The 26,943-nt window shown below is 67.5% G+C and carries 28 protein-coding genes; 11 read left to right on the top strand and 17 right to left on the bottom strand.

The features are described from left to right. Positions 1 to 37 precede the first annotated feature (37 nt). Positions 38 to 667, top strand: coding sequence for a hypothetical protein (locus GGQ80_RS01300; RefSeq protein ID WP_183981916.1), 630 nt, complete (start codon positions 38 to 40; stop codon positions 665 to 667). On the opposite strand, the gene GGQ80_RS01295 is transcribed toward GGQ80_RS01300, so the two are convergent. Together GGQ80_RS01295 and GGQ80_RS01290 are read right to left on the bottom strand one after the other, a co-directional pair. Continuing rightward, positions 664 to 1,314: a COQ9 family protein gene (locus GGQ80_RS01295; RefSeq protein ID WP_183982435.1), complete on the bottom strand. Its 651-nt coding sequence runs from the start codon at positions 1,312 to 1,314 to the stop codon at positions 664 to 666. The genes GGQ80_RS01300 and GGQ80_RS01295 overlap by 4 nt on opposite strands. Further along, positions 1,314 to 2,234, bottom strand: a complete 921-nt coding sequence (locus GGQ80_RS01290) for a DMT family transporter (protein ID WP_183981915.1) — start codon at positions 2,232 to 2,234, stop codon at positions 1,314 to 1,316. The genes GGQ80_RS01295 and GGQ80_RS01290 overlap by 1 nt, the downstream gene beginning before the upstream one ends. A 52-nt stretch (positions 2,235 to 2,286) precedes the next feature. On the opposite strand from GGQ80_RS01290, the gene GGQ80_RS01285 reads away from it, so the two are divergent. From GGQ80_RS01285 to GGQ80_RS01275, 3 genes are all read left to right on the top strand, one after another. Further along, positions 2,287 to 3,363 carry an alkene reductase gene (locus GGQ80_RS01285; protein ID WP_183981914.1) on the top strand — a complete coding sequence of 359 codons (1,077 nt, stop codon included), beginning with the start codon at positions 2,287 to 2,289 and terminating at the stop codon, positions 3,361 to 3,363. Between the two features lie 160 nt (positions 3,364 to 3,523). Then, the gene (locus GGQ80_RS01280; RefSeq protein ID WP_183981913.1) at positions 3,524 to 4,540 is read left to right on the top strand and encodes an adenosine deaminase; all 1,017 of its coding nucleotides are present in this window, start codon (positions 3,524 to 3,526) and stop codon (positions 4,538 to 4,540) included. Beyond that, positions 4,540 to 5,058, top strand: a complete 519-nt coding sequence (locus tag GGQ80_RS01275; protein ID WP_183981912.1) for a phosphoribosyltransferase — start codon at positions 4,540 to 4,542, stop codon at positions 5,056 to 5,058. Before GGQ80_RS01280 ends, GGQ80_RS01275 begins: the two co-directional genes overlap by 1 nt. A 99-nt stretch (positions 5,059 to 5,157) precedes the next feature. Here GGQ80_RS01275 and murA read toward each other — a convergent pair whose 3' ends face one another. From murA to GGQ80_RS01255, 4 genes are all read right to left on the bottom strand, one after another. Next, positions 5,158 to 6,441: a UDP-N-acetylglucosamine 1-carboxyvinyltransferase gene (gene murA / locus GGQ80_RS01270; RefSeq protein ID WP_183981911.1), complete on the bottom strand. Its 1,284-nt coding sequence runs from the start codon at positions 6,439 to 6,441 to the stop codon at positions 5,158 to 5,160. 72 nt (positions 6,442 to 6,513) lie between these two features. After that, positions 6,514 to 6,873: an ATP-dependent Clp protease adapter ClpS gene (clpS, locus tag GGQ80_RS01265; protein WP_425506007.1), complete on the bottom strand. Its 360-nt coding sequence runs from the start codon at positions 6,871 to 6,873 to the stop codon at positions 6,514 to 6,516. 132 nt (positions 6,874 to 7,005) lie between these two features. Further along, complete coding sequence (locus GGQ80_RS18385) at positions 7,006 to 7,806, bottom strand: phasin family protein (protein WP_246346772.1); 801 nt, start codon at positions 7,804 to 7,806, stop codon at positions 7,006 to 7,008. 101 nt (positions 7,807 to 7,907) lie between these two features. Beyond that, a complete protein-coding gene (locus GGQ80_RS01255) occupies positions 7,908 to 9,635 on the bottom strand; it encodes a PHA/PHB synthase family protein (protein WP_183981910.1) in 1,728 nt (575 codons plus the stop codon). 259 nt (positions 9,636 to 9,894) lie between these two features. Between GGQ80_RS01255 and GGQ80_RS01250 the strand changes: the two genes are divergently transcribed. Continuing rightward, positions 9,895 to 11,106, top strand: a complete 1,212-nt coding sequence (locus tag GGQ80_RS01250; RefSeq protein ID WP_183981909.1) for an LL-diaminopimelate aminotransferase — start codon at positions 9,895 to 9,897, stop codon at positions 11,104 to 11,106. Between the two features lie 25 nt (positions 11,107 to 11,131). Continuing rightward, positions 11,132 to 11,908: a TSUP family transporter gene (locus GGQ80_RS01245; RefSeq protein ID WP_183982432.1), complete on the top strand. Its 777-nt coding sequence runs from the start codon at positions 11,132 to 11,134 to the stop codon at positions 11,906 to 11,908. A gap of 154 nt (positions 11,909 to 12,062) precedes the next feature. On the opposite strand, the gene GGQ80_RS01240 is transcribed toward GGQ80_RS01245, so the two are convergent. Beyond that, entirely contained in the window at positions 12,063 to 12,542 is a 480-nt protein-coding gene (locus tag GGQ80_RS01240; RefSeq protein WP_183981908.1) for a winged helix-turn-helix transcriptional regulator, read from the bottom strand. 145 nt (positions 12,543 to 12,687) lie between these two features. Between GGQ80_RS01240 and GGQ80_RS01235 the strand changes: the two genes are divergently transcribed. Together GGQ80_RS01235 and GGQ80_RS01230 are read left to right on the top strand one after the other, a co-directional pair. After that, positions 12,688 to 13,029: a CC_3452 family protein gene (locus GGQ80_RS01235; RefSeq protein WP_183981907.1), complete on the top strand. Its 342-nt coding sequence runs from the start codon at positions 12,688 to 12,690 to the stop codon at positions 13,027 to 13,029. 49 nt (positions 13,030 to 13,078) lie between these two features. Further along, complete coding sequence (locus GGQ80_RS01230; RefSeq protein WP_183981906.1) at positions 13,079 to 15,181, top strand: RelA/SpoT family protein; 2,103 nt, start codon at positions 13,079 to 13,081, stop codon at positions 15,179 to 15,181. A 165-nt stretch (positions 15,182 to 15,346) separates the two neighbouring features. Here the strand turns inward: GGQ80_RS01230 and GGQ80_RS01225 are convergent, their stop codons facing one another. The 3 genes from GGQ80_RS01225 to GGQ80_RS01215 all read right to left on the bottom strand — a co-directional run bounded on the left by GGQ80_RS01225 (position 15,347) and on the right by GGQ80_RS01215 (position 16,670). After that, a complete protein-coding gene (locus GGQ80_RS01225) occupies positions 15,347 to 15,928 on the bottom strand; it encodes a class I SAM-dependent methyltransferase (RefSeq protein ID WP_183981905.1) in 582 nt (193 codons plus the stop codon). Positions 15,929 to 16,075: 147 nt separating this feature from the next. After that, on the bottom strand, positions 16,076 to 16,288 hold the full coding sequence (locus tag GGQ80_RS01220; RefSeq protein WP_183981904.1) for a helix-turn-helix transcriptional regulator: 213 nt from the start codon (positions 16,286 to 16,288) through the stop codon (positions 16,076 to 16,078). After that, positions 16,281 to 16,670: a hypothetical protein gene (locus tag GGQ80_RS01215; protein WP_246346771.1), complete on the bottom strand. Its 390-nt coding sequence runs from the start codon at positions 16,668 to 16,670 to the stop codon at positions 16,281 to 16,283. Before GGQ80_RS01215 ends, GGQ80_RS01220 begins: the two co-directional genes overlap by 8 nt. 282 nt (positions 16,671 to 16,952) lie before the next feature. Here GGQ80_RS01215 and GGQ80_RS01210 point away from each other — a divergent pair, with 282 nt between their 5' ends. After that, positions 16,953 to 18,752: a DUF885 domain-containing protein gene (locus GGQ80_RS01210; RefSeq protein WP_183981903.1), complete on the top strand. Its 1,800-nt coding sequence runs from the start codon at positions 16,953 to 16,955 to the stop codon at positions 18,750 to 18,752. A 178-nt stretch (positions 18,753 to 18,930) separates the two neighbouring features. Further along, positions 18,931 to 19,947, top strand: a complete 1,017-nt coding sequence (locus tag GGQ80_RS01205) for a glycosyltransferase family 2 protein (protein ID WP_183981902.1) — start codon at positions 18,931 to 18,933, stop codon at positions 19,945 to 19,947. Between the two features lie 188 nt (positions 19,948 to 20,135). Here GGQ80_RS01205 and GGQ80_RS01200 read toward each other — a convergent pair whose 3' ends face one another. After that, a complete protein-coding gene (locus GGQ80_RS01200) occupies positions 20,136 to 20,864 on the bottom strand; it encodes a class I SAM-dependent methyltransferase (protein ID WP_183981901.1) in 729 nt (242 codons plus the stop codon). A 1-nt stretch (position 20,865) separates the two neighbouring features. Further along, the gene (locus tag GGQ80_RS01195) at positions 20,866 to 21,294 is read right to left on the bottom strand and encodes a GtrA family protein (protein WP_343050730.1); all 429 of its coding nucleotides are present in this window, start codon (positions 21,292 to 21,294) and stop codon (positions 20,866 to 20,868) included. A gap of 140 nt (positions 21,295 to 21,434) precedes the next feature. Here GGQ80_RS01195 and GGQ80_RS01190 point away from each other — a divergent pair, with 140 nt between their 5' ends. Then, positions 21,435 to 23,165 (top strand): AcrB/AcrD/AcrF family protein, encoded by a 1,731-nt coding sequence (locus tag GGQ80_RS01190; protein WP_183982429.1) that lies wholly within the window; start codon positions 21,435 to 21,437, stop codon positions 23,163 to 23,165. A gap of 89 nt (positions 23,166 to 23,254) precedes the next feature. Here the strand turns inward: GGQ80_RS01190 and GGQ80_RS01185 are convergent, their stop codons facing one another. The 5 genes from GGQ80_RS01185 to GGQ80_RS01165 form a co-directional block, all read right to left on the bottom strand. Beyond that, positions 23,255 to 23,875 carry a MarC family protein gene (locus tag GGQ80_RS01185; RefSeq protein ID WP_183981900.1) on the bottom strand — a complete coding sequence of 207 codons (621 nt, stop codon included), beginning with the start codon at positions 23,873 to 23,875 and terminating at the stop codon, positions 23,255 to 23,257. Next, entirely contained in the window at positions 23,872 to 24,750 is an 879-nt protein-coding gene (gene folD / locus GGQ80_RS01180) for a bifunctional methylenetetrahydrofolate dehydrogenase/methenyltetrahydrofolate cyclohydrolase FolD (RefSeq protein ID WP_183981899.1), read from the bottom strand. The genes GGQ80_RS01185 and folD overlap by 4 nt, the downstream gene beginning before the upstream one ends. Then, positions 24,747 to 25,058 (bottom strand): YggT family protein, encoded by a 312-nt coding sequence (locus GGQ80_RS01175; RefSeq protein ID WP_183981898.1) that lies wholly within the window; start codon positions 25,056 to 25,058, stop codon positions 24,747 to 24,749. Before GGQ80_RS01175 ends, folD begins: the two co-directional genes overlap by 4 nt. A 132-nt stretch (positions 25,059 to 25,190) precedes the next feature. Next, the gene (gene argB, locus GGQ80_RS01170) at positions 25,191 to 26,090 is read right to left on the bottom strand and encodes an acetylglutamate kinase (protein WP_183981897.1); all 900 of its coding nucleotides are present in this window, start codon (positions 26,088 to 26,090) and stop codon (positions 25,191 to 25,193) included. A 155-nt stretch (positions 26,091 to 26,245) separates the two neighbouring features. Further along, positions 26,246 to 26,887, bottom strand: a complete 642-nt coding sequence (locus tag GGQ80_RS01165) for a queuosine precursor transporter (RefSeq protein ID WP_183981896.1) — start codon at positions 26,885 to 26,887, stop codon at positions 26,246 to 26,248. Between the last annotated feature and the right edge of the window lie 56 nt (positions 26,888 to 26,943).

Genomic DNA, 26,943 nt, shown 5'->3' with positions numbered 1-26,943 from the left:
CTCGCTCCCGCGGCACGGCGACGCTAGGCTTCCGGCCATGGAGAACGCAACCAGCGCCCCCGGTGCCAGCCTGATCCCCGACGGCATCGGCGCCTTCACCGCCGCCCATCTGACGATCATCGCGATCCTGGCGGTGCTGACGGTCATCGCGATCGTCTACGGCGCCAAGCTGCGTCGCGACCGCCGCGCCGCCGAGCGCGAACGGATCGAGCGGCAGGAGGAAATGGAGGCGCAGGCCCCCACGCTGCCCCGCCAGGCGGCGACACCCGCCCCATCGGCCCCCCCGCCTCCCCCGCCTCCGGCCGCTGATGAAGCGATCCCGGCGAACGATCCGATGGCGAGCGAGCCGATTCCGGCTGCTGGGCCGCTGGAGGACAATCCGGCGGTCGAGGCGGTTACGCCGGAACCGGGTCCGGCATCCGGGCCCGAGGACGGACCGGTCACGCAGCTGAAGGGGTTGGGGCCGAAGGTCGCTGCGCGGCTGGCCGAACTGGGAATCACGACGGTCGGGCAGATCGCGGCGCTCGACGCCGATGCGGCGGCGCGGCTCGATACCGAGCTTGGCGCCTTCCGCGGCCGGATGGCACGCGACCGGTGGATCGAGCAGGCGCGCTTCCTGGCGGCGGGCGACCGGGCGGGGTTCGAGGCGGTCTTCGGAAAACTCTAGACGACGGGGTAGCGCAGGCGACCGATGAAGCGCGACAGGCTGGGCATGCGCTCCGAGCGGCCGATCAGGCCGGCCTTCGCCTTTTCGAAGCGCATGATCCCGTCGATCCGCCGCATCAGGAAGGCACGGGTGTCGGCGTGGCCTTCGCTCTCGTCGTCGAGGAACACGGTGACCGTCGCGGCGTAAACGCCGAGCAGGATCGCACGCTTCGTATAGTGATTATAGTCGGTCGCCGTGTCGCCGGCGAGACGCCAGATCAGATCGACCGTCCGCCAACCCAGTCGCGCCGCCGCGGCGACGTTCTGCGGCAGCGCGAGGATCGCGATCGCACGACGCAGCGCCTCGCGATCGGGCGCGGCGGCATCCAGCCGTGCCTCGACCAGTGCGGCGATGCGCGAGCGGATCTTCAAGGTCGACAGCCGGTCGGCGGGGACCGCCTCGATCATCAGCCGGTCGATGTGCGCGAACCAGGCATCGATCATGTCGATCGGCCCGGTCACCGCGATGCGGGCGACGTCGGGGTCGATCCCGCATTGGTCGGCGGCCACGTCGCGCGCGGTATCACCCCAGCCATCGAAGGCGGCGTTGGCGGCAATCGCGGGCGCCAGCAGCGCGCGGATCTCGTCGAGCGTCAGGTCGTCGGTCATCACGCGTCTAGATCGTTCTTTGCGGTGTCCGGCGCAACCTCTCGCCGGCGTACCAGCACCAGCGCCGCCGCGACCATCGCCACGCCGATGAAATCGGCAGGGCCCAGCCGCTCGCCATAGACGATCCAGCCGATCGTGCCGGCGACGATCGGTTGGACGAGCAGCGCGATGCCGATGACCAGCGGCGACAGCGCGCCGAGCGCGTAGATCATCAGCCCCTGGCCGACGACCTGGCTGACCAGCGCCATGCCGATCAGCGGCCACCAGTTGCCGGGCACGATCCGCTCGCCGAGGAGTAGCGCGAAGATCAGCAGCGGCAGGGCGCTGGCGAGCGACGACAGTGTCAGCGCCGGCAGCGGCGGCATCGTCTCGCGCACCCGCGCCATGACGATGAAATAGGTCGCATAGAGCACGCCCGCGAGCAGGCACAGCAAGTCGCCCGCCAGGTGCCGCGGGTCGAGGCTGTAGGATCGCGCCATCAGCAGCCCGCCGCCGGCCGCGGCGAGTGCCAGCGCCAGCGCCTGGATACGCGTCGGCCAGGCGCGCGCCACCAGGAAGCCGTAGATCGGGAAGATCAGCGTCGCGCAATTGCCGAACAGCGTCGCATTGGCGAGCGTCGTGCGCCGGATGCCGAGATGCCAGGTGCCAAGGTCGAGCGCGAAGGCGATGCCGCCGCCGACCAGCGCCAGGATGACGAGGCGCGACGGTCGCCCGACCTTGGACCCGCTTGCCACCGTCAGCCCGGCGAGTACCGGTACGGCGAGCAGGATCCGCCAGAAGGCGGCGGCGACCGGCCCGGTATCGGCCAGGCGAACGAACCAGGGCCCGAACGCCAGCGCCACGTTGGCGATAATCACCGCGACGAACGCAGTTGAGCTTGCCGCGGCAACAATATTCCTTGGGGGCGCGTTGCCGTGCATGCTGCCCCTTAGCCGCCTATCTGGGGAACGTCAGCCTCTTAGAGGAGCTTCAATGCCTAGCTTGTTCGATCCCGTCCAATTGGGCGATATCCACGCCGCCAACCGCATCTTCATGGCGCCGTTGACCCGCGGCCGATCCACCGAGGGGCATGTGCCCACCGAGTTGATGATCGAATATTACCGTCAGCGTGCCACCGCCGGCCTGCTGATCACCGAGGGAACCGGCGTCAGCCGCCTCGGCCTCGGCTGGCCGTTTGCGCCGGGCCTGTGGACCGACGAGCAGACCGAGGCGTGGAAGCCGGTGACCGAGGCGGTTCACCAGGCGGGCGGCAAGATCGTCGCGCAGATCTGGCACATGGGCCGGCTCGCGCGGCCCGACGTGACCGGCCTGACGCCGCTGTCGTCGTCGGCGACGCGCGCGCCCTATCACACCGACGACAATCCTTATGCCGAGGCGCGCGCCGCGACCAAGGACGACATCGCCCAGGCGATCGACGAATATGGCAACGCCGCCGCCAACGCGATCCGCGCCGGCTTCGACGGGGTCCAGTTGCACGGCGCCAATGGTTATCTGATCGACCAGTTCCTGCGCGACGGCACCAACCATCGCGACGATGAATATGGCGGCAGCCCGGAGAACCGCATCCGCTTCATGGTCGAGGCGGTCACGCGCGTGGTCGAGACGATCGGCGCCGGCAAGACCGGTATCCGCCTGTCGCCCAACGGCGAGACGCAGGGCGCCGACGACAGCAACCCCGAGAACGTGTTCGTCCCCGCGGCCAAGGCGCTGAACGACCTAGGCATCGCCTTCCTCGAGCTGCGCGAGCTGTCGCCGACCGGCACCTTCGGCGCATCGGAGGTGCCCAAGCTGAGCCCGAAGATCCGCGAGGTGTTTACCGCGCCGCTGGTGCTCAATCAGGATTACGAGCTGGAGGCGGCCGAGGCCGACGTCCGGTCGGGCCTGGCGGACGCGATCGCGTTCGGGCGCAAGTTCATCGCCAATCCCGACCTCGTCGAGCGCCTTCGCACCCATGCGCCGCTCAACGAGGACGATCGGCGGACGTGGTACACGCGCGGGCCGGAAGGCTACACGGATTACCCGACGTTGGCCGAGGCTGAGGCGGCATAGACCCGGATCAGTCGTCATGCTGAACTTGTTTCAGCACCTCCTGGGGGTTGGCCCGGCGTCCGCCTCTCGGAGGTGCTGAAACGAGTTCAGCATGACGATTGGGCAAAGGGGCGGCCACACCGGCCTTGCCCCCCACGCCTGCCCACGCGATGAAGGTGCCATGAGCGATCTCGGCACCTTCATCGCCGGCCTGCCCAAGGCCGAACTCCACCTCCATATCGAAGGCAGTCTCGAACCCGAGCTGATGTTCGCGCTGGCGCAGCGCAACGGTGTCGCCATCCCCTTCGCCAGCATCGACGAAGTGCGCGCCGCCTACAGCTTCTCGCGCCTCCAGGATTTCCTCGACATCTATTATCAGGGCGCCAACGTCCTGGTGACCGAGGCGGACTTCCACGATCTGGCCGCCGCCTATTTCGCCCGCGTCGCCGCCGATGGCGTCGTCCATGCCGAGATCATGTTCGATCCGCAGACCCACACCGATCGCGGCATCGCGTTCGACACGGTGATCCGCGGGCTGCTGTCGGCGATGGAGGAGGCGGAAGCCGAGCATGGCATCACCTCGCGCCTCATCATGTCGTTCCTGCGCCACCTCGACGAGGAGAGCGCGTTCGCGACGCTGGCGATGGCGGAGCCGTGGCTCGACCGGATCGCCGCGGTCGGGCTCGATTCGTCGGAGCTTGGGCATCCGCCCGAGAAGTTCGCGCGCGTCTTCGCCGCGGCGCGGGCCAAGGGGCTTCGGCTCGTCGCGCATGCGGGCGAAGAGGGCCCGCCCGCGTATGTCGAACAGGCGCTCGACCTACTCGGCGTCGACCGGCTCGATCATGGCAATCGCAGCCTGGAGGACCCGGTGCTGACCGCGCGGCTGGCGCGCGAGGGGATGACGCTGACCGTCTGTCCGCTGTCGAACCTGAAGCTGTGCGTCGTCGACGACATGGCCGATCATCCGATCGACCGGATGCTGGCGGAGGGAATTCGCGCCACGGTCAATTCCGACGATCCGGCCTATTTCGGCGGCTATGTCGCCGACAACTACGTCGCTGCGGCCGAGGCGCGGGGGCTGTCGCGGCAGGATCTGGCGCGGCTCGCGCGCAACAGCTTCCTCGGCAGCTTCCTCGACGATGCCGCGGTGGCGGCGCATCTGGCGCGGCTCGACGCCTATGTCGCGGAGGCGCGGTGATGCCGGTCTACACGCCGATCGATCACGATGCCTTCGTCGCCGACGTTCGCGCGCTGGCCGAAGCGGTGACGAGCGATGGCGGCTGGCGGCCGACCTATATCATCGGCGTCGGTCGCGGGGGTTTGGTGCCGGCGGTCTATCTGAGCCACGCCACCGGCCTGCCGACGCTGTCGTGCGACCTGTCGAGCCAGGTCAAGGATTTCGCCGACGAGGTGCTGGTCCGCCTCGCCCGGCGGACGGTGGATGGCGAGCGGCTGTTGTTCGTCGACGACATCAACGATTCGGGGCGCACGATCGGCGTTCTGCGCGACAAGCTGGCGGCGGCTGGCGCGCCCGACGGCTCGATCCGCTTCGCGACGCTGATGGACAATGTCGTGTCGACCCAGCGCGTCGATTACCGCGCGCGCACGCTCGATCGGACGGTGACCAAGGATTGGTACGTCTTCCCCTGGGAAGCGATGGCGCCCGCCGAGGCGGTTGCGGCGGATGCCGCCGAGGTGCCGGAGCGCATCGCGTAGGCGTTCGTCATCCTGAACTCGTTTCAGGATCTCTGGTGGCGAGCACCACAACGGCGAGACGCCGAAACGAGTTCGGCATGACGGGCTTGGGTCGGCGGGTCAGCCGTCGCTGACGCGTTCGATATCGGCGCCGACCGCCGACAGCTTTTCCTCCAGCCGCTCGTAGCCGCGATCGAGGTGGTAGACGCGGGCCACGCTCGTCTCGCCTTCGGCGGCGAGGCCGGCGAGGATCAGGCTCATCGAGGCACGCAGGTCGGTCGCCATCACCGGCGCACCGACCAGCTTCGTCCCGCCGCGCACGATCGCGGTGCGGCCCGTCACCTGGATGTCGGCGCCCATGCGCGCCAGCTCGGGGACGTGCATGTAGCGGTTCTCGAAGATCGTTTCGGTCAGCACGCTGGCGCCTTCCGCCATCGTCAGCATCGCCATGAACTGCGCCTGCATGTCGGTGGCGAAGCCGGGAAAGGGCGCGGTCGAGAGCGTCAGCGGGCGGAGCGGCTCGGACGCGGAGATGCAGACCGATCCCTTGCGCAGCTCGACCAGCACGCCCGCATCGGCCAGCGCCGATAGCGTCGCGCCCATGTCCTCGGCGCAGGCACCGACCAGTTCCAGCCGCCCGCCGGTGATCGCCGCGGCACAGGCGTAGCTGCCCGCCTCGATCCGGTCGGGCATCACCGCGTAGGTGGCGCCGTGCAGCTTGTCGCGGCCCTCGATCGTCAGCGTTTCGGTGCCGATGCCGTCGATCGAGGCGCCCATCGCGACGAGGCAACGGCACAGGTCGACGATCTCGGGCTCGCGCGCCGCATTCTCGATGACGCTGGTGCCACGCGCCAGCACGGCAGCCATCACGACGTTCTCGGTCGCGCCGACCGATACCACCGGGAAGCGATAGCGACCGCCGGGCAGTCGCCCGCCCGGCGCCTTGGCGCGGACATAGCCCGCCGCCATTTCCAGCTCGGCACCGATCGCCTCCAGCGCCTTCAGATGAAGGTCGATCGGCCGGTTGCCGATCGCGCAGCCGCCGGGCAGCGATACCCGCGCCTCGCCCGATCGCGCCAGCACGGGGCCAAGCACGAGGATCGAGGCGCGCATCTTGCGGACGATATCGTAGGGCGCTTCGGTGCTGGTCAGCTTGCCGGCGCGGATCGTCATCACCCGGCCGAAGTCCTGCGGGCTGGTGCCTTCGATCTGGGTCGAGGCGCCGAGCTGATTGAGCAGGTGGCCGAACCCGTCGACGTCGGCAAGGCGCGGCAGGTTGCGCAGCGTCAGCGGCTCGTCGGTCAGCAGCGCGCACGGCATCAGCGTCAGCGCGGCGTTCTTGGCACCCGAAATGGGCAGGCGACCTTCGAGGCGGCGGCCGCCGCGGATGAGAATGCGATCCATCGCGGTCGAATAAGCGGCGTGCCCGCAAACGGCAACGGTATCCGCCGTCGCCGCGCCACGCCGGTTAGGCGATCAAGCCTTTTCCAGCGTGCACTGCAGCGGGTGCTGGTTCTGGCGGGCGAAGTCCATCACCTGCCCGACCTTCGTCTCCGCCACCTCGTAGCTGAAGACGCCGCAGACGCCGACGCCCTTCTGGTGGACGTGGAGCATGACGCGAGTCGCCGCCTCCATGTCCATGCGGAAGAAGCGCTGGAGGCACAGGACGACGAACTCCATCGGGGTATAGTCGTCGTTGAGCATCAGGACGCGATATGGCGTCGGCTGCTTGGTGCGTGTCCGCGTCTTGGTGGCAAGGCCGGTGCCGTTGCCGGCGCCGTCATCCTCGTCACCCGTGTTGGACGGGCCGGCCATGGTGGTTGAATCGATGATCATCACGTCGCTGCAAAATATGGCATTGCCGGGGGGTCGGGCAAGGGGGCTGCGACAACGAAAAAGGGCGGCCGCATCGTGGCGGCCGCCCCCTTGGTCGCTGCTCGCCCCACGAAGAGCGGCGCGCCGGTTCGCTTAGGCGGCGGTCTTCACCTTCTCCGCGGCGAGCGCGAAGCGGTTCGACAGCGGCTGGACGACCTCGCCCATCAGCTTCAGATAGTTCTCGGTGAACTTGGCGGTCTCGGTCGCGAGCGCGTCGACCGCGCCACGAGCGATTTCCGACTGCAGCTGGAAGAACTCGGTCGGCGACTTCACCGACGCGAACTTGCGGGCGTTCTCGTTCGCCTGGGCGACGGTCTGGCGGGCATAGTCGGTCGAATAGCGCGCGATGTCCTCTGCGCCCTTGGCGGCGATCTTCGACGATTCGATCAGCGCCTCGACGTTGCCCTTGGCGAAGTCGTTCGCCTCGGAGAACATCTGCTGGCTCTTCTCGACGGCGCCCTTGGTGCGGTCGGTAGTGCCGGCGAAGAAGGCCTGCGCCTTGTTGGTGAGGGTCTCGGCGGTGTTCTTGACGGTGTCCATGGTGCTTTCCTTCACTGCGGGGGCCGTCACGGACATCGGGACGGCGGGTTTCGGCGCTGCGGTGGGCTTCGTCGCTTCGGCGACGGGCGCCTTCGCCGCGCCGACCGGCTTCTTGGCGGCCGGCTTGCGAACCGGCGGAGCCGGCTTCGACGGAGCGGGCTGGGGCGGGGTGGTTGCGGCCACCGGCGCTGCGACGGCCGCCGGCTCGACGATCGGCTTCGGCGCACCCGGCTTGGGCGCGGCGAGGATCGCGGGCACTGCCGTCGTCGCGGCGACCGACTTCGCCTTGGCACCCGACTTGGCCGGCACGGCGGCCTTGTCGGCGACCGCGGCTTTGGTGTCGTTCTCGGGCATCGCATCCAACTCCAGCATAATGCTGCGATGCACAATAATCGCGGGGTCGATTTATTTCAAGCAATATTTGTGCAGTGCAACATCAGCCTGGACGGGTGGGGTCAGCGCGCCTTCACATAGCTGCCGGGAGCATCCTCGATCGCGGGCAAATTGCCCTGGCCGGGCACGCGTGCGCCGGTCGCCGCAACGGTGTCTGCGCCACGCTGGCGCAGCCAGTCGATCCAATCGGGCCACCAGCTGCCCTTCGTTTCCAATGCGCCGGCGACGAATTCCTGGAGGGTGCCCGCGGGCGCGTCGTTGGTCCAATATTGGTATTTGCCCGCCGCGGGCGGATTGACGACGCCGGCGATGTGCCCCGATCCGGCAAGGACGAAGCGCAACGGCCCCTTGAACAGCCGCGTGATCGACCAGACGCTTTCGGGCGGCGCGATGTGATCCTCTCGTCCCGCCTGGACATAGGCGGGCGTTTCCACCCTCGTCAGGTCGAGCGGCGCACCGTCGACGCTGAGCGCTCCCGGCTGGACCAGCAGGTTGTCGCGGTAGAGGTCGGACAGGTACGACAGGTGCCATTTCGCCGGCAGGTTGGTCGTGTCGCCATTCCAGTGGAGCAGGTCGAACGGCGCATAATCCTGGCCGAGCAGATAGTTGTTGGTGACGTAGTTCCAGATCAGGTCGCGCCCGCGCAGCAGGTTGAAGGTCGCGGCCATGTAGCGGCCGTCGAGATAGCCCTCGGGCGACAGCGCGGCGATCGTCGCCAGCTGTTCGTCGGTGACGAAGTTCTGCAGCTCGCCGGCGCGGGTGAAGTCGACCTGCGCGGTGAAGAAGGTGGCGCTGGCGACCTTGTCGGCCTGCCCCCGCGCCGTCAGCAGCGCCAGGGTCGCGGCGAGCGTGGTGCCGGCGACGCAATAGCCGATGGTGTGGACGCTCGGCACATCGAGAGCCTCGCGGATGGTGTCGACCGCATCGATCTGCGCGGTGACGTAATCGTCCCACTTGACGTCGGCCATGCTGGCATCGGCCGATTTCCACGACACCATGAAGACGCTGATCCCCTGGTCGACGCACCAGCGGATGAAGCTTTTCTCGGGCGTCAAATCGAGGATGTAGAAGCGATTGATCCACGGCGGGAAGATGACGAGCGGGGTCTTCAGCACCTTCTCGGTCGTGGGTGCGTAGTGGATCAGCTCGTAGAGCGGCGTGCGCTTGACGACCTTGCCCGGCGTCGTCGCCAGGTTGCGCCCGACCTCGAATGCGCCGTCCTGGACATGGGTCAGCTGGCCCTTGCCGAGATCGGCGAGCATGTTCTGCAAGCCTTTGAGCAGGCTTTCGCCGTTCGTCTCGATCGCCTTGGCGATCACCTCGGGATTGGTGGCGGCAAAATTCGACGGGCTCATCGCCTCGACCAGCCCGCGGGTCGCGAACTTCAGCTGTTCCTTCTGCCTGGCGTCGACGCCCTCGAGCGCGTCGACGCCCTTCAGCATGTGGTCCGACACCAGATGATAGCTCTGGCGAACCCAGTCGAAGAAGGGATTCTCACGCCAGGCCGCCGCCTTGAAGCGCTTGTCGCGGGCGTGGGCGGCGGGCTCTTCCGCGGCGGCCGGCGCGTTGGCGGGGTCGAGGAAGCGCTGCCACAGCGTCAGGCTGTCGCGCCAGAAATCGGTGACGCGCGTCATCGCGGCGGGGTCGACGAACGGCGACGTGAAGGCGCTGGTCGGCGCGTCCTTCATCGCGGCGAGGCCCGCCTCCATCATCATCTGCTGCGCCCGGCCCATCACCCAGGTCCAGTGCTGCAGCTCGGCGAGGCTCGGCGTCGTCGGTGCGTCGGTCATGGCATCGTCTCCCTAGGTCGTCCTAGCGGCAAGCGGCGGCGGGCTGAACCCGTTTCAGTGGTCGTGGGGGGGAGCCTCCGTCATCCCGGGCTTGACCCGGGATCCAGCTTGCGGCGGGCGGCTGAGCTAAAGGGGCATGTCAGTCGCTTGCGGCACGCTGGATCCCGGCTCGAGGCCGGGATGACGGTGGGATTTGCCACGCCGGGGTGACGGGACGCGTGCGGCTGGGCTACAACCGCGCTCGAAAGGTCCCTGCATCATGTCCGACGATGAATTCTACCGCATCAAGCGCCTGCCCCCCTATGTGATCGCCGAGGTCAACGCGATGCGGGCGCAGGCGCGGAGCGGCGGCGAGGATATCATCGACCTGGGCATGGGTAATCCCGACTTGCCGCCGCCCGAGCATGTCATTGAAAAACTGTGCGAAGTCGCGCGCAAGCCCGATGCGCACGGCTATTCGCAGTCGAAGGGCATCCCGGGGCTGCGCCGCGCGCAGGCCAATTATTACGGCCGCCGCTTCGGCGTCGACATCGATCCCGAAACCGAGGTCGTGGTGACGATGGGGTCGAAGGAGGGGCTCGCCAGCCTCGCCACCGCGATCACCGCGCCGGGCGACGTCGTGCTGGCGCCCAATCCGTCCTACCCGATCCACACCTTCGGCTTCATCATCGCGGGCGCGACGATCCGCGCAGTGCCGACGACGCCCGACGACGCCTATTTCGAGAGTCTGGAACGGGCGATGGCGTTCACCGTGCCGCGCCCGAGCATCCTGGTCGTCAACTATCCGTCGAACCCGACCGCCGAGGCGGTGGACCTGCCCTTCTACGAGCGGCTGGTGGCGTGGGCGAAGGAGAACGAGGTCTGGATCATCAGCGACCTTGCCTATTCAGAGCTGTATTACGACGGCAATCCGACGCCTTCGATCCTTCAGGTGAAGGGCGCCAAGGACGTCGCGATCGAGTTCACCTCGCTGAGCAAGACCTATTCGATGGCCGGGTGGCGGATCGGCTTCGCGGTCGGCAACAAGAAGCTGATCGCGGCGATGACTCGGGTGAAGTCGTACCTCGACTATGGCGCCTTCACCCCCGTCCAGGCGGCGGCGTGCGCGGCGCTGAACGGGCCGCAGGACATCGTCGAGCGCAACCGACAGCTGTATCACAAGCGCCGCGACGTGATGGTCGAGAGCTTCGCCCGCGCCGGCTGGGACATCCCTAGCCCCAAGGCGAGCATGTTCGCGTGGGCCCCCCTGCCGCCTGCGCTCCAGCACCTAGGTAGCCTTGAGTTCTCCAAACAATTGCTGACTCACGCTCACGTCGCGGTCGCGCCAGGAGTGGGCTACGGCGAAAACGGGGAAGGCTTCGTGCGCATCGCAATGGTCGAGAACGAGCAACGACTGCGCCAGGCGGCGCGCAACGTGAAGCGATACCTGACCTCGATGGGCGTCAACACCCCGTCGCAAAGCGCCGGCTGACGCCCGTGAACCGCCGCCGCCGGTGATCCATCTCCAGCCGCTCTATTCGCTGGCGGGCGTTTTCGTCGGGCTGCTCGTCGGCATGACCGGGGTCGGCGGCGGATCGCTGATGACGCCGCTGCTGGTGCTCGCCTTCGGCTTCCATCCCGCGACCGCGGTCGGCACCGACCTGCTCTATGCCTCGGGCACCAAGGTGGTGGGGACGGGGGTCCATGGCTCTAAGGGCACCGTCGACTGGACGATCACGCGCCGACTGGCGACGGGCAGCCTGCCTGCGACGCTGCTGACATTGTGGGCGATCCACGCCGCCGATGCGCGGACCGAAGCGGTCAACGAGACGATCACCGTGGTGCTGGGCGCGGCGCTGGTGCTGACGGGGATCGCTACCTTCTTTCGCGGCCAGATCGTGTCGCGGCTGACCCACCGCTTCCAGGGATTGCCGTCGACGCGGGTGGCATGGCTGACGACGCTGCTCGGCGTAGTGTTGGGCGTGCTGGTGACGCTGACGTCGGTGGGGGCGGGCGCGCTGGGGATGACGGCGCTGCTGGTCCTCTATCCGCGGGCGCCGGTGGCGCGGCTGGTGGGGTCGGACATCGCGCATGCGGTGCCGCTGACGCTGCTCGCGGGACTCGGCCATGCATCGATGGGAACGGTGGACGCGAGCCTGCTGGTGTCGCTGCTGATCGGTTCGGTGCCGGGGATCATCGTCGGCAGCCTGGTCGCGGCGAAGGTGTCGGAGCGGGTGCTGGTGCCGGTGCTGGCGGTGACGCTGGTGGTGGTGGGCGCAAGGCTGCTGGTGTGATTTTTTCGAAATCCTCCCCCAGCTTGCTGGGGGAGGGGGACCGCTCGCGCAGCGAGTGGTGGAGGGGCTAAGGACAGGGCATCGCCCCTCCACCACCGCCTTCGGCGGCGGTCCCCCTCCCCGAGCCAAGCTCGGGGAGGATTTCATCGTGGAGCTACTCCGCCGCCTCGGCGTGGTCGTGGTCATGCGCGACGTCGGCGGGGAGGACCCAGAGCAGGTCGGCCTTCGTCAGCGTCCGGCCGTCGTGCGACAGGACGGCGATGTCCCGGATCGGCCGGTGGTCGCGGCGGTCGACCAGCACCGGCGAGGCGTTGACGCAGGTCGCCCAGCGCTCGCCCCACTGGCGCAGCGCGATCATCGTCGGCAACAGCGCCGCGCCCTTGTCGGTCAGCGTGTACTGAATCTTGCGGCGGTCGTCGGGCATCGGCTCGCGCACCAGGATGCCGTGTTCGACCAGCCGGCCTAACCGGTTCGCCAGAATGTTGCGGGCGATGCCCAGCTCGGACTGATATTCCTCGAAATGATGCAGGCCGTTGAACGCGGCGCGCAGGATCAGGAACGACCAGCGCTCCCCCATCGCCTCCAGCGCGGCCGGCAGGCTGCACTCGGACAGTTTCTCGCGCAGCTTACCCATCGTCATCCTCTTCTCGGGCACCAGCCTAGCGCAAATGGCCGCCGTCGCGAAGCCCCAATGAGTTTCTAGTTGCAACCTGTGCTGCAGCGCACTAAATCGATGCTAGGTAGCGAATCGCAACTCGTTTCCAACAGGGAGAATTTCGATGAAGACCCTTACCCTCCTCGCCGCGCTCTCCTCGGTCGTGCTCGCCGCTGCCCCCGCCGCGACGCAGACCACCACCGCTTATTACGTCGCCGTGCCGCAGGCGCAGCCGACCAAGACCGCCTTCGTCACCCGCTCGGCGGCGTGGCGCTATCGCGGCGGCGTGCTCATCGCGGCACAGGCGCCCGAGCGCGCACAGGTGCTGTGCCAGCTGGTCGCCGAGACCGCCGGCGGCCTGTCGAGCTTCACCGTCGGCGGCAAGCCGCTCGACGCCGATGCGCTGGCGAAGTGCAACGCGAAGGCGAAGCCGGCCAGCGTCGATGCCTCTGCCGTTGCACGCTAAAGCAACAATAGATTGCAAAGCGGCAGCACGTCGGGCCATCTAGCCCGGCGTGCTGCGGCAATATGAACTGGTCGATCGGGTCCTCGACTACGATCCTGATGCCAACGAGGCGCTGCTCAACCGCGCCTATGTCTTCTCGGTCAACGCGCACGGCACCCAGAAGCGCGCCAACGGCGACCCCTATTTCAGCCATCCGATCGAGGTGGCGGGCATCCTCACCGACCTGAGGCTCGACGACGAGACGATCGCGACCGCGATCCTCCACGATACCGTCGAGGATACGGTGGCGACGTCGGAGGAAATTGAGCGTATTTTCGGCACCAACGTCGCGCGGCTGGTCGACGGCGTCACCAAGCTGTCGAAGATCGAGGCGCAGACCGAGAGCGAGCGCGCCGCCGAGAACCTGCGCAAGTTCCTGCTGGCGATGTCGGACGACATCCGCGTGCTGCTGGTCAAGCTGGCCGACCGGCTGCACAACATGCGCACGCTGCACTTCATCAAGAATCCGGACAAGCGCAAGCGCATCGCCCGCGAGACGATGGAGATCTATGCCCCGCTCGCCGAGCGGATCGGCATGTACGAGTTCATGAAGGAGATGCAGACGCTCGCCTTCCAGCAGCTCGAGCCCGAAGCCTATGAAAGCATCGCGCGCCGCCTGCAGCAGCTGAACGAGGGCGACGGCGACAAGATCGCCAAGATCGGCAAGGGGTTGACCCAGGTGCTGGGCCGTGCCGGGATCGACGCCGAGGTGACGGGGCGCGAGAAGCATCCCTATTCGATCTGGCGCAAGATGGCCGAGCGCCACATCAGCTTCGAGCAGCTGTCGGACATCATGGCGTTCCGCGCGATCGTGCCGACGGTCGAGGACTGCTACCGCGCGCTGGGGATCATCCACCAGCGCTGGCCGATGGTGCCGGGGCGGTTCAAGGACTACATCTCGACGCCCAAGCGCAACGGCTATCGATCGCTGCACACCAGCGTCATCCACAGCGACAATGCGCGTATCGAGATCCAGATCAGGACGCCCGAGATGCATGCCGAGGCCGAATTCGGGCTGGCCGCGCACTGGGCGTATAAGGAAGGTAAGGTCCGCGCCGACACCAACCACAGCTGGATCCGCGACCTCGTCGAGATCCTCGACACCGCCGCCACGCCCGAGGAACTGCTCGAGCATACGCGGATGGCGATGTACCAGGATCGCATCTTCGCCTTCACGCCCAAGGGCGAGCTGGTGCAGCTGCCCAAGGGCGCGACGCCGATCGACTTCGCCTATGCGGTCCACACCGACCTGGGCGACCAGGCGGTGGGCGCGAAGATCAACGGCCGCGTCGTGCCGCTGTCGACGGTGATCGAGAACGGCGACCAGGTGCAGGTGCTGCGATCGAAGGCGCAGGCGCCGCAGCCCAACTGGCTGAACTTCGCGATCACCGGCAAGGCGCTGGCGGGAATCCGCCGCCACCTGCGCCACAAGGAGCGCGACGAGCTGGTGGCGCTGGGGCGCAAGATCTACGACGACATCGTCACCCGCCTACCCGCGCCGATCGGCGCCGACGCGATCCAGCCGGCGCTGCGCCGCCTGCATCTGCCCGACGAGACCGCGCTGATGGCGGCGATCGCGCGACGGACGCTGTCCGACGTCGCGGTCATGGAGGCGTTGATGCCCGGATCGGCGGGGGCGGACCTGCCGCCGCTGGCGCCGCAGTCGAGCGCGATCTCGATCAAGGGGCTGACGCCGGGCGTCGCCTTCGACCTGGCCCAATGCTGTCATCCGGTGCCGGGCGACCGCATCGTTGGGCTGCGCCGCCCGGATGCGGGGATCGAGGTGCATGCGATCGACTGTCCCGTCCTGTCCGAACTGGCGGAACGCGGCACCGACGAGACCGACTGGGTCGACGTCGACTGGGGCGACAAGTCGGTCGGCGCGGTCGCGCGGATCAGCGTGCAGGTGAAGAACGAGCCGGGCGCGCTGGGCGTGATCGCGACGGTGATGGGCGCGCACAAGGCGAACATCATCGCGCTGCGCCTCGACACCCGCGACGCGGCGTTCCACACCAACACGATCGACGTCGAGGTCCACGACGTCCAGCAGCTGATGCGGATGATGGCGGCGCTGCGCGCGACCGACGCGGTGAATATGGTGGAGCGGATTTAGCGGCGGTGGTTGATTTCCCTTTTCCCCGTCACCGGGCGGGCGTTTCGGGAAAAGGCAATCGGGAACAGGTTTCGGGAAAGCGGAAACCGCAGCCGTCCGTCAGCGTGGTCGGCTCTACGAGATTCCCGTCATTGGTTCGTTTGCGGGAATGCCTATGGCGACACGTCAGATAGGTTTGACCGCCTCGTAGTAGTTGTTGTTGCCTTCGTCGGATCGGAAGTCATCCAATTGAAGCCCCACGCTGATAAGGTGCGCAGCGTATGCTGCCGCCCCCAGCGACGTCGATACACGGCCCGTTAGCGTATCATGCCAACGGCATGCCTCCAGTGGGGCGCTGAATAGAAATCGTCCGGCGGGTTCCAGCGCATCGGCCACGCGGGTGAGGAGCTTCCGCTGATCGTCCTCACCAAGCAGAAAAATGAGTCCTATTGAGACCACACCCGCGAAGGTTCTGTTGAAGAAGGAACTGTCCTGAGCAGTCTCGCAGACAGCGGGCATGCCGGGAAGGTTAAACCGGAATGCCGAAATCAGGGAAGGTGACGCATCGATTCCCCATACGGAATAGCCGTCGCCCACTAACGCTTGAGCGATTGGCACGCCGGAGCCGCATCCGATGTCCAAAATTGCAGCCGATTGAGGGAGACGATCTTTCGCCCAATCCCGAACCAACGCCGCCCCGACCTGAGAACGGATGGCTATGAACTGGTTAGAGACTGCCTCCCAGCCCGAAGAGTGGTCCGTCGTCATCCTTCACCTCGCGATGAATCGCACTCCAGCCGAGGGCCATACACAATGCCCCCTTTCTCAATTTTCATGGGAATGACCGGGCCGTCTCGCGGACCCTCCCCAATCGGGGAAATGACCCTCACTGATTGTGACCGCCCCGAAGCACCGCTAATCTTCCCACCGGAATACTTCGTCGAGAGGCTTTCCAAGGACCTTGGCTATGCGAAAGGCAGCTTCGAGAGACGGCGAGTACTTACCCTGCTCGATCGCAGCGATGGTCTGACGTGTTACTCCGATGCGTTCACCTAATTCCGCTTGGGTCATTTCACCGGCTAGAAAGCGCAAGGTGCGAAGCTGGTTGGTAATCCTGCCCTCAACCATGCCAGCCCCGCCGATAGCTCGCCACCACGACGCCGTACCGGACTATTTCGGAAGCGACCAAAGCCAGTAGGGCTGCGTTGCTAATCTGCCATCCTTGTTTGCTGAACGGCATGACGACGCCGACGACGATCATGCCAGTCAGCAGTACGAAATAGGCAATGCGGGTGCCGCGTCGATCGATCGCCCGATCCCGCTCGTCGGCTTTGGCTCGGGCTTCCTTGCCCGCCTGAACCGCCAACAGGATACTTCCGACGATCATGATAACTGCCTGCGCGATCGCGACGCCACCGAACAACAGCAACATGTCGAGCATTGATCGTTCTGACGCCGTAACCAAGGCGAAATAGGCACCGTACGCCACCACCATCACCGACAGCGCCAACCACGCCTGCTTCTCACGCCATGCCATACCGACCCCCGAGTCGATTGAAGATGACTCAGTGTTATATATACCGAACATGAGGTCAAGCTTTATCGACCCTATGAGGATAATCGCCGACTGGCGCCCGGCAGATTAATTTTCCCATTTCTCGATCCTTTTTGGGAACAGCAAGTCCTCGCCCACCGCCATTTCGGCATGTGCCCGGCGCGATCATCGCTCTGGCGGGGGCGGGGTGAGGGAGGTAACGCTGGGGGATCATAACGCATCGAGAGGGACAAGCGCATGGATCGCCGTCATTTCATCGCCAGCGGCGCGGCCGTGGCCGGGTTCGCGCTGGCGCCGTGGGCGCGGGCGCAGGGGACGGCGGGGGATGCCGGGCTGACCGCGGCGTTCGATGCGATCTTTGCCGAGCGGCTGGCCGCCAACCCGCAGATGGCGACCCAGCTCGGGCTCGACAAGGGCGCCAATGCCGCGCTGAAATCGCAGCTGACCGACAATTCTCCCGCCGCATTGAAGGCGTCGCTGGCGCGCAACAAGCGGGCCGAGGCGATGGTCAGGGCGATCGACCCCGCCACGCTGTCGGCCGCGGCGCGGATCGATCGCGAGGTGGTCCTGTATTCGCTGGCGCAGGGCATCGTCGGGCCCGAGCGGTTCGGCATCGCCTCGCCGACCCAGCCCTATCGCATCACTCAGCAGCGCGGCGTCTATTTCGACCTGCCCGACTTCCTCAACTCTACGCACAGCGTGACGACCGCGGCCGATGCCGAGGCGTATCTCAGCCGCCTGTCGCAGATGGGGGCGGCGCTCGACATGGACAGCCAGGTGCAGGGGGCGGATGCGAAGCGCGGGCTGCTGGCGCCCGACTTCGCGCTCGACCTGGCGCTGGGGCAGATGGCGAAGCTGCGCAGCCCGGCGCCGGAGGCGAGCGGGCTGGTCGAATCGCTGACCCGGCGCGCCAAGGCGGCGGGACTGTCGGGCGATTACGGTCCCCGTGCGGCGAAGATCGTCGCCGACAGCGTCTATCCGGCGCTCGACCGCCAGATCGCGCTGGTCAAGCGGCTGCGCGGTTCGGCGCGCAAGGAGGCGGGGCTGTGGGCGGTGCCGCAGGGCGACGCCATCTATGCCGAGGCGCTGAAGGCGTCGACGACCACCGACCTGACCGCCGACGCGATCCATCGCATGGGGCTGGAGCAGGTCGCCGACCTGTCGCGGCAGCTCGATACGATCCTGAAGTCGCAGGGCCTGGCGACGGGCAGCGTCGGCGCGCGGCTGGCGCAGCTCAACGCCACCGCCGCGCAGCGCTATCCCGATACGGCGGCGGGGCGTACCGAGCTGATTGCCGAGCTGAACCGCAGCGCCCGGGCGATGCAGGCGAAGCTGCCGCAGGCGTTCACCAACCCGCCCAACGCCCCGCTCGAGATCCGCGCGGTGCCGGTCGAGATCCAGGACGGCGCGTCGAACGGCTATTACTATCGCGCGCCGCTCGATGGTTCGCGGCCGGCGATCTACTGGATCAACCTGAAGAGCGTCGACGACTGGCCCAAGTACACGCTGCCCTCGCTGACCTATCACGAGGGCGTGCCGGGGCATCACCTGCAGATCACCATCGCCAATCAGGCGCCGACGCACGTGCTGCGCAAGATCGGCTTCTTCGGCGCCTATACCGAGGGTTGGGCGCTCTACGCAGAGCAGCTGGCGGACGAGCTGGGCGGCTATGCCTCGCCGATCGAGCGGGCGGGGTATCTGCAATCCTTCCTGTTCCGCGCGGCGCGGCTGGTCGCCGACACCGGCATCCATGCCAAGCGCTGGACCCGCGAGCAGGCGACGCAGTATTTCGTCGAGACGGTCGGCTTCACCCCGGGCCGGGCGCAGCGCGAGATCGAGCGCTACTGCACGATGCCGGGGCAGGCGACGAGCTACAAGATCGGCCACGCCGCCTGGCTGGCGGCGCGGGCCAAGGCGCAGGCGATCCAGGGCAAGCGCTTCGACCTGAAGGCGTTCTATGGCGTGCTGGCGTCGGGGGCGATGCCGCTGTCGATGATGACCCGACTGACCGAGGAGCGGGCGCGGGCGGGGGCATAGGCCTTTCGCTGGTCCCCTTACCGTCGTCATGCTGAACTTGTTTCAGCATCTTGGGCCGCGAGCGTTACGGCGAGAGATGCTGAACCACGTTCAACATGACGGTTGGTTGGGGGCGGCTGTTGCGTCGGCGCACGACCCATTTGCCGCCGCCCCGCCATCGCCGCTATAGCGGGCGGCGATGCAGCGTCCCGCCCTCTCCGTCGTCGTCCCCTGCTATAACGAGGCTGCGACCCTCGAGCTGTTGCACAGCCGGGTCAGCGCGGCGGCACGCGCGGCGGTGGGGGACGATTACGAGATCGTCCTAATCAACGACGGCAGCCGCGACGACAGCTGGGCGGTGATGCGCAGGCTGGCGGCGAGCGATCCGCGGTTGGTGGCGATCAACCTGTCGCGCAACCATGGCCACCAACTGGCGCTGACCGCGGGGCTCGACCTGTGTTCGGGCGCGCAGATCCTGGTTATCGATGCGGACCTTCAGGACCCGCCCGAGCTGCTCGCCGACATGCGCCGGGCGATGGCCGAGCAGTCCGCCGACGTCGTCTATGCGGTGCGCCGCCAGCGCCAGGGCGAGACGATCTTCAAGAAGGCGACAGCGTCGATCTTCTATCGCGTGCTCGACCGCGTCACCGACACGCCGATCCCGCTCGACACCGGCGATTTCCGGCTGATGAGCCGCCGCGCGCTCGACGCGCTGCTGGCGATGCCCGAACAGGCGCGCTTCATCCGCGGGATGGTGGCCTGGGTCGGGTTCCGCCAGGTGCCCTTCGCCTATGATCGCGCCGAGCGCCATGCGGGCGAGACCAACTATCCGCTGGGCAAGATGGTGCGGCTGGCGTTCGATGCCGTCACCGGCTTTTCCACCGCGCCGCTGCGCTTCGCCAGCCATGCGTCGGTGATGCTGGCGGGGGTGGCGCTGCTGCTGCTGTTCTACATCGCCTGGGGGTATTTCGAGGGCGATTCGGTGCAGGGCTGGACGTCGACGATGCTGGTGGTCGTCGTGCTGTCGGCGGTGCAGATGTTCGTGCTGGGCATGATCGGCGAATATCTGGGGCGGCTGTATATCGAGGCGAAGCGGCGGCCGCTGTATCTGGTCGCGGACATCGCCGGGCCGGTGAAGGGGCATTCGTCGCTGGGGTTCAATGCCGCCGAGCCGTCGCCCGAGTTCGAGGCTGTGGAGCGCGCAGCGGCGGAGTAGTTCTGTCGAGCGGTCGTATTGCGGCAGGTGCTTCGACTGTGCTCGGCACGAACGGTGAGGGAGGCTCGTCATTCCCGCGCAGGCGGGAAACCATCATCACTGGGCTTTGTGAGACCCATCGGCATCAGCCAGTATGGATCCCCGCCTTCGCGGGGATAGCAAAGGGAGGCGCGGCGCCGGACCGAGCGTTACGCCGGCTCGGCCAGCGTCACGATCGACACGCCCGGGGTCAGCGGCAGGCGGCCGACGGCATGGCGTTCGAGGCGGAAGATGCGCTCGAACAGCGTGTTGAGCGGCTTGGCGGGGGGCGAATCGTCGCTGTCGTCGCGGCCCGTCAGGCGGCCGGCGATGCGTGCGGCGGCGGCAAGGGGAAAGAGCAGCGAATTGAAGTAGGTCAGCTTCTTCGGGCGCAGGCCGGCGGTTTCGATCGCCTTCCTCAGCGTCGCCTTCGAGTAGCGACGATGGTGGTGGTTGACGACGTCGTGCGCGCTCCACATCCACTGGTGCGCGGGCACCGCGATCAGGATCTTGCCGCCGGGCTTCAGCAACGTCTTCATCGCGGCGAGCGCGGCGACGTCGTCCTCGATATGCTCGACGACGTCGAGGACGGCGACGAGGTCGTAGGCGCCGCGCTCGATCCCCGGCAGCGCGGGCAGCGGCGCGTCACCGACGGGGCGGCCGAGCCGCTCGCTGGCGATCTCTCGCGCGGCCGGATCGATCTCGATCGCCTCGACCGCGCCGAACTGGCTGAGCATCGGCAGGTTGTGGCCGGTGCCGCAGCCGATTTCGAGGATCCGCGCGCCCTTGGGCACATCGCCGTAGCGGGTCAGGTAATCGGCGAGGATGTCGCGCCGCGCGCGATACCACCAATGGGTGGAATCATGTGCCGCCATGCGGTCGTAGACGATGCGATCCATGTCAGGCGAATACCAGATAGCGGTTGAGGAGGAAGGTGACGATCGTCGCGAGCAGGATCGCGGGGATCAGCGGCACCCAGGCGGGGTAGCCGAGCAATGCGGTGCCGATCCAGGTGACGACGGCGTTGAGTAGCATGCCCGACGCCTGCACCGCCACGAACTTCGCCTGCTGGCCGCCGCCGCGCCGGCGGGTGCCGTGATCCCTGAAGCTCCACCGGCTGTGCATGTAGAAGCCGCAGGTCACCGCGACGGCGAAGGCGAACGGCACCGCATAGACGGCATGTTCGCGCGGGAAGACCCAGAAGGTCAGCGGCAGGTAGACGGCGGAATAGATCAGCGACGAGGCGATGCCGGCGATGCCGAAGCGGACGATCTGTCCCAGCAGCCCGCTTTCGCGCATCCGGTCCAGCCGATGGAGGAGTGCGGTCACCGTCTTGCCCTTTGCCGTGCCCGCGATACAGCAGCGCGGCCTGATCCAAGCCCCAGGCCAGTAGAGTGCCGGAAGGCGAAGGAAAAGACTTGTCGAACCAGCCGCGCCATCCGCTCCTCGTCGACCTGTCGCGCCACTGGATGCGCTGGACCCTTGTCGCCTGGGCGGCGATCGCGGCGTATCACGTCTACGACAGCTGGAACCTGATCCGCTGGCTGTCGCTGGGCGATACCGACGACAATATGCGGATGATGCAGGTGCGCGCGTGGCTCGCGGGCCAGGGCTGGTTCGACCTGCGCCAGTATCGGATGAACCCGCCGCAGGGCTTTGACATCCACTGGAGCCGCATCGTCGACCTGCCGATCGCGGGGCTGATCCTGTTCTTTCGCCTATTCACCAGCAATGTCTGGGCGGAGCGGCTGGCGGCGGGGATCGCGCCGCTGATCCCGCTGTCGATCGCGATGCTGGGGCTTGGCGCGACCGTCCGCCGGCTGGTCGATCCGCTGGCGTGGCCGCTGTCGATCGTGCTGCTCGCCTGCACCGCGGCGACGATGCTGATGTTCCTGCCCGAGCGGATCGATCATCACGGCTGGCAGCTGGCGATGCTAAGCCTGAGCGTCGCCGGGCTGTGCGATCCGCGTCAGGTGCGCGGCGGGGTGATGGTCGGCATCGCCTCGTCGATCAGCCTGGCGATCGGGCTGGAAATGCTGCCCTATTGCGCGATGGCGGGGGCGATCATCGCGCTGCGCTGGGTGTGGGATCGCGGCGAGGCGCGGCGGCTGGCGGCCTATGCCGCGTCGCTGGGGGGCGGATGCGCGCTCGGCTATGCGGCGTTCGCGTCCTACGCCAATGCGGCGATGCGCTGCGACGCGCTGACCCCGGTGTGGCTGAGCGTGATGGTCGCGGCAGGCGCGCTGCTGACGGTGCTGGCGTTCGTCAGCCCGGCCAACCGCTGGGTGCGGCTGGTGCTGGCGGCGGTGGCGGGCGGGGTGATCGTCGCGGGGTTCGTGCATTTCTTTCCGCAATGCCTGGGGCGGCCCGAGGGCGTGTCGCCGGAGCTGGAGAAGAACTGGCTGAACAACGTCCGCGAGGCGAAGCCGATCTATCAGCATCCGTTCCGCATGGGCTTCCCGATCGCAGCCTTCCCCATGGTCGGCGCGATCGGCGCGCTGGTCGCCGCGTGGCGCGCGCGGCGCAGCGAGCATGCGGTCGGCTGGGCGGCGGTGGCGCTGTTCGTCACCTTCGCCAGCCTGATGCTGCTGTGGCAGGTGCGCGCGGGGCCGGCGGCGCAGATGCTGGCGGTGCCGGGCGCGACCGCGCTGGCGTGGTGGCTGCTGCCGCGGCTGCTCAACAGCGGCAACATGCTGGTACGCGTGGTCGGCACGGTGGCGGCGTTCCTGGTCGTGTCCGGCCTGTTCGCTGGCCTTGCCATCAAGTGGCTGCCGATCGACCGGCCGAGCGCCTATACCAAGCGGGTCAATTTCTCGACCGGTCAGTGCCTGCGCACCACGGTGCTGGCGGCGACCAACCGCTATCCGGCGCAGACGGTATTCACCTTCGTCGACCTGGGGCCGCGGCTGATCACCGTCAGCCACCACAGCGCGATCGCGGGGCCCTATCACCGCAACGGCGACGCGATCCTCGACGTCCAGCATGCGTTCGGCGGTTCCGCGGCGCAGGCGCATGCGATCATGAAGCGGCACGGCGCGACGATGCTGATGGTGTGCCCGAACATGGCGGAGTCGACGGTGTACCGTGCGCGCAATCCGGGCGGGTTCTATGATCAGCTGGCGCATAACCAGGTGCCGGCATGGCTGACGCCGCTGGCGATGCCCAAGGGGTCGCCGTTGCGGCTGTACCGGATCGATTGAGGGCCGGGGGTTTCGGCGAGGGGATGCTGAACCGAGTTCAGCATGACGATCTTGGTCTAATAGTCCACGCCACTTCGTGGGGCGGACTGTTAGTGCAAACTCACCTGCAGGCCGTCCATCACGAACTGCACCGCCAGCGCCGCCAGCAGGACGCCGAGCAGGCGGGTGATGACCGCCTCGATCTTGGCGCCGAGGATCTTCATGATCGTCCCCGCCGCCAGCAGGGCGACGAGCGTCAGCGCGAGGATTGATCCCAGCGCCGCGAGCACGACGAGGCTGCGCTCGATCCCTTCGTTGCGGCTCATCAGCAGCATCACCGACGCGATCGAGCCGGGGCCGGCGATCATCGGCATCGCCATGGGGAAGATCGAGACGTCCTCGACCTCCGCCGTCTCCGCGACCTTGGCGGCACGGTCCTCGCGGCGCTGGGTGCGCTTTTCGAACACCATCTCGAGTGCGATCAGGAACAGCATGATGCCACCGGCGATGCGGAAGCTCGCCAGGCTGATGCCGAGCCCGCGCAGCAGGCTTTCGCCGAACAGCGCGAAGACGAGCAGGATCGCCGAGGCGACGCCGGTCGCGCGGATCGCCATCGCCCGGCGGTGCGTCGCGTTGGCGCCGCTGGTCAGCCCGGCGAAGATCGGCGCGCAGCCGGGCGGATCGATGACGACGAAGAAGGTGATCAGCGACGAGACGAAAAGCTCGATCACAGGCCGTCGGGCTCCGGCAGGCCTTCGCGGCGGCACGCGGCGACCAGCGTGTTGCGCAGGAGGCACGCGATCGTCATCGGCCCGACGCCGCCCGGCACCGGGGTGATCGCGCCCGCGACCTCGACCGCCGCGGCATAGTCGACGTCGCCGACGAGGCGGCCATCGGGAAGGCGGTTGATGCCGACGTCGATCACCGTCGCGCCCGGCTTGATCCAGTCGCCGGCGATGAAATGCGGGATGCCGACCGCGGCGATGACGATGTCGGCCGAGCGGACCCGCGCGGCGACGTCGCGGGTGCGGCTGTGCGCGATCGTCACCGTGCAGCTGTCGCCGAGCAGCAGCTGCGCCATCGGCTTGCCGACGATGTTCGAGCGGCCGACCACGACGGCGTCGAGCCCGGCGAGCTTGCCGTCATATGCTTCGCGCAGCAGCATGAGGCAGCCGAGCGGGGTGCAGGGGACGAGCGCGGGCAGGCCGGTGGCGAGCCGCCCGGCGTTGACCGGGTGGAAGCCGTCGACATCCTTGGCCGGGTCGATCGCACCGATCACCGCCTGCGCGTCGATCTGCGACGGCAGCGGCAGCTGGACGAGGATGCCGTCGATCGCGGGGTCGGCGTTCAGCTCGGACACCAGCTCCAGCAGTGCCCATTCGTCGATGTCGGCGGGCAGCCGGCGCTCGACGCTGACCATCCCCGCCTCGCGCGTCGCCTTGCCCTTCGACCGGACATACACGCCGCTGGCCGGATCCTCGCCGACCAGCACGACGGCAAGGCCGGGCGCGCGGCCGATGCGGGCGGCGAAATGGGTGACGTGGCCGGCGACATCGGCGCGCAGCGCGGCGGCGCGCGCCTTGCCGTCGATGATCCGCGCCGTCACGCAGCGCTGCTCATCAGGATGCTCGCGGCGATGTTGGGCAGGATGATCCGGCTGAGGATGATGACGATGATCAGCACCACCATCGGCGCGAAATCGAGCCCGCCCGATGGCGGCAGGATGCGGCGGATCGGGCGGTAGAGCGGATCGGTCAGGCGATCGAGTCCGTCGGCGAGCGAGCGGATGAAGTTGTTCGAGGTGTTGATCACGTTGAACGAGATCAACAGCGACAGCACGAACTGGACGATGAGGATCCACCAGACCACGTCGAGCAGCACCTGGAGGATCTGGATGATGGTAAGCGTCAGCAAGGTCGTCGGCTCCGGACTGGCTTTCCCCGACGCCTAGCCGAGGTCGAAGTTGGTTGCCAGTGCAGGGTGACGCGATCCACTCCCGGCTTTGGACGCCAGCTCGTCCTCCCCCTGGCGGGGGAGGATTGGACATCACGCGTGGACCAGTGTGCCGGCGCCCTGCGACGTGAAGATTTCGAGCAGCATCGCATGGGGCACGCGGCCGTCGAGGATGACCGCGGCATCGACGCCCGCCTCGACCGCGGCGACGCAGGTCTGGACCTTGGGGATCATCCCGCCGCTGATCGTGCCGTCCGCCTCGAGCGCGGCGATGCGCGCAGGGTCGAGGTCGGTCATCAGTGTGCCCGCCTTGTCGAGAACGCCGGCGACGTCGGTGAGGAGGAAGAAGCGCGCCGCGCCCATCGCCGCGGCGATCGCGCCGGCCATGGTGTCGGCGTTGATGTTGTAGGTGTGGCCGTCGGCGCCCAGGCCGACGGGCGCGATGACGGGGATCGCGCCACTGGCGGAAATGGTGTCGATGATCCTGCGGTCGACCGCGACCGGCTCGCCGACGAAGCCGAGATCGACGTGGCGCTCGATGCCCTGGAGCGGATCGGCGTCGCGACGGCCGACCTTCTCCGCCTGAACCAGCCCCGCGTCCTTGCCCGAGATGCCGACGGCGCGGCCGCCGGCCTGCGCGATCCACGACACGATTTCCTTGTTGATCGATCCGGCGAGGACCATTTCCGCGATCTCGGCGGTCGCCTTGTCCGTCACGCGAAGGCCGCCGATGAACTGCGATTCGACGCCGAGCCGCTTGAGCATCGCGCCGATCTGAGGGCCGCCGCCGTGAACGACGACGGGGTTGATGCCGACCGCTTTCAGCAGCACGACGTCCTCGGCGAAATCGCGCTGGCGCTCCGGATCGCCCATCGCGTGGCCGCCGTACTTTACGACGAAGGTCTGGCCGGCGTAGCGCTGCAGATAGGGCAGCGCGTCGACGAGCGTCTCGGCCTTGGCGAGGAGGGCGGTGTCGGGCGTATAGTCGGTCATGGGCGCGCCTTTAGCGGGGGTATGCTGCATTCCCAAGACCCTCACCAATTAGCCGTCATGCTGAACTTGGTTCAGCATCTTCCTGAGAGGGAACGGCGCCATCGCCGGAGATGCTGAATCGAGTTCAGCATGACGGTGGCTAGCTGACGGGCGGGTTACGCCCGATCCAGATTCCGCCCCAGCGCCACGAACAGGTAGATCAGCGGCGGGACCAGGACGGCGGACAGGACGACCTTCGCGATCATCTGGCCAAGCAGCAGCTCGCCGATCGGGAAGACGCCGAGGAAGGCGATCGAGACGAACAGGAGCGTGTCGACGATCTGGCTGAGCACGCTGGCGATGCCGGCGCGGAGCCAGAGCAGGGCGGAGCCCTCGCGGCCCTTCAGCCAGGAAAAGATGGTGACGTTGAGCGTCTGCGAGATGCCGTAGGCGATGATCCCCCCCAGCCAGATCCGCCACGTGCCGCCGAGCACCAGCTGGATGGCATCGCGGTTGGCGGGCCGCATCTCGGGCGAGGCGGGGAGCGCGTGGACGACGAAGGAGAGCAGGATCGACACGATCAGCGGCACGAAACCGATCCGCACCAGCCGGTTGGCGAGCGTCGGCCCATGCAGCTCCGCGACCGCGCTGGAGGTGACAACGAGGAGGAGGAAGGCGAAGATCCCCGCCTCGACTGCGAGCGGCCCCAATGCCACCTGCTTGTTGCCGAGCACGCCCGCGATGCAGACCATGCCGCCGTAGAAGATCGAGAAGGCGAAGAGCGAGCGCGGGATCGCGGGCGCGGGTTGGCTGTCCATCGACGGGTCGTAGCCGAGGCTGCGCCTGAGCGGAAGTCGCTGGAACGCCGCGATCA

The sequence above is a fragment of the Sphingomonas jinjuensis genome (assembly GCF_014197105.1).
Taxonomy (GTDB): Bacteria; Pseudomonadota; Alphaproteobacteria; order Sphingomonadales; family Sphingomonadaceae; genus Sphingomonas; species Sphingomonas jinjuensis.
This window is presented reverse-complemented; position numbering and strand designations above follow the sequence as displayed.

Bases quoted from the DNA above. Each gene is read 5' to 3' on its own strand.
- GGQ80_RS01255 (WP_183981910.1), bottom strand. From the start codon at position 9,635: ATGACCGACGCACCGACGACGCCGAGCCTCGCCGAGCTGCAGCACTGG.
- GGQ80_RS01275 (WP_183981912.1), top strand. From the start codon at position 4,540: ATGCCGGTCTACACGCCGATCGATCACGATGCCTTCGTCGCCGACGTT.
- GGQ80_RS01190 (WP_183982429.1), top strand. From the start codon at position 21,435: ATGCGCTGGACCCTTGTCGCCTGGGCGGCGATCGCGGCGTATCACGTC.
- GGQ80_RS01300 (WP_183981916.1), top strand. From the start codon at position 38: ATGGAGAACGCAACCAGCGCCCCCGGTGCCAGCCTGATCCCCGACGGC.
- GGQ80_RS01290 (WP_183981915.1), bottom strand. From the start codon at position 2,234: ATGCACGGCAACGCGCCCCCAAGGAATATTGTTGCCGCGGCAAGCTCA.
- GGQ80_RS01220 (WP_183981904.1), bottom strand. From the start codon at position 16,288: ATGGTTGAGGGCAGGATTACCAACCAGCTTCGCACCTTGCGCTTTCTA.
- argB (WP_183981897.1), bottom strand. From the start codon at position 26,090: ATGACCGACTATACGCCCGACACCGCCCTCCTCGCCAAGGCCGAGACG.
- GGQ80_RS01280 (WP_183981913.1), top strand. From the start codon at position 3,524: ATGAGCGATCTCGGCACCTTCATCGCCGGCCTGCCCAAGGCCGAACTC.
- GGQ80_RS01285 (WP_183981914.1), top strand. From the start codon at position 2,287: ATGCCTAGCTTGTTCGATCCCGTCCAATTGGGCGATATCCACGCCGCC.
- GGQ80_RS01295 (WP_183982435.1), bottom strand. From the start codon at position 1,314: ATGACCGACGACCTGACGCTCGACGAGATCCGCGCGCTGCTGGCGCCC.
- GGQ80_RS01200 (WP_183981901.1), bottom strand. From the start codon at position 20,864: ATGGATCGCATCGTCTACGACCGCATGGCGGCACATGATTCCACCCAT.
- clpS (WP_425506007.1), bottom strand. From the start codon at position 6,873: ATGATCATCGATTCAACCACCATGGCCGGCCCGTCCAACACGGGTGAC.
- murA (WP_183981911.1), bottom strand. From the start codon at position 6,441: ATGGATCGCATTCTCATCCGCGGCGGCCGCCGCCTCGAAGGTCGCCTG.
- GGQ80_RS01210 (WP_183981903.1), top strand. From the start codon at position 16,953: ATGGATCGCCGTCATTTCATCGCCAGCGGCGCGGCCGTGGCCGGGTTC.
- GGQ80_RS01240 (WP_183981908.1), bottom strand. From the start codon at position 12,542: ATGGGTAAGCTGCGCGAGAAACTGTCCGAGTGCAGCCTGCCGGCCGCG.
- GGQ80_RS01205 (WP_183981902.1), top strand. From the start codon at position 18,931: ATGCAGCGTCCCGCCCTCTCCGTCGTCGTCCCCTGCTATAACGAGGCT.
- GGQ80_RS01225 (WP_183981905.1), bottom strand. From the start codon at position 15,928: ATGACGACGGACCACTCTTCGGGCTGGGAGGCAGTCTCTAACCAGTTC.
- GGQ80_RS01250 (WP_183981909.1), top strand. From the start codon at position 9,895: ATGTCCGACGATGAATTCTACCGCATCAAGCGCCTGCCCCCCTATGTG.
- GGQ80_RS18385 (WP_246346772.1), bottom strand. From the start codon at position 7,806: ATGCCCGAGAACGACACCAAAGCCGCGGTCGCCGACAAGGCCGCCGTG.
- GGQ80_RS01165 (WP_183981896.1), bottom strand. From the start codon at position 26,887: ATGGACAGCCAACCCGCGCCCGCGATCCCGCGCTCGCTCTTCGCCTTC.
- GGQ80_RS01235 (WP_183981907.1), top strand. From the start codon at position 12,688: ATGAAGACCCTTACCCTCCTCGCCGCGCTCTCCTCGGTCGTGCTCGCC.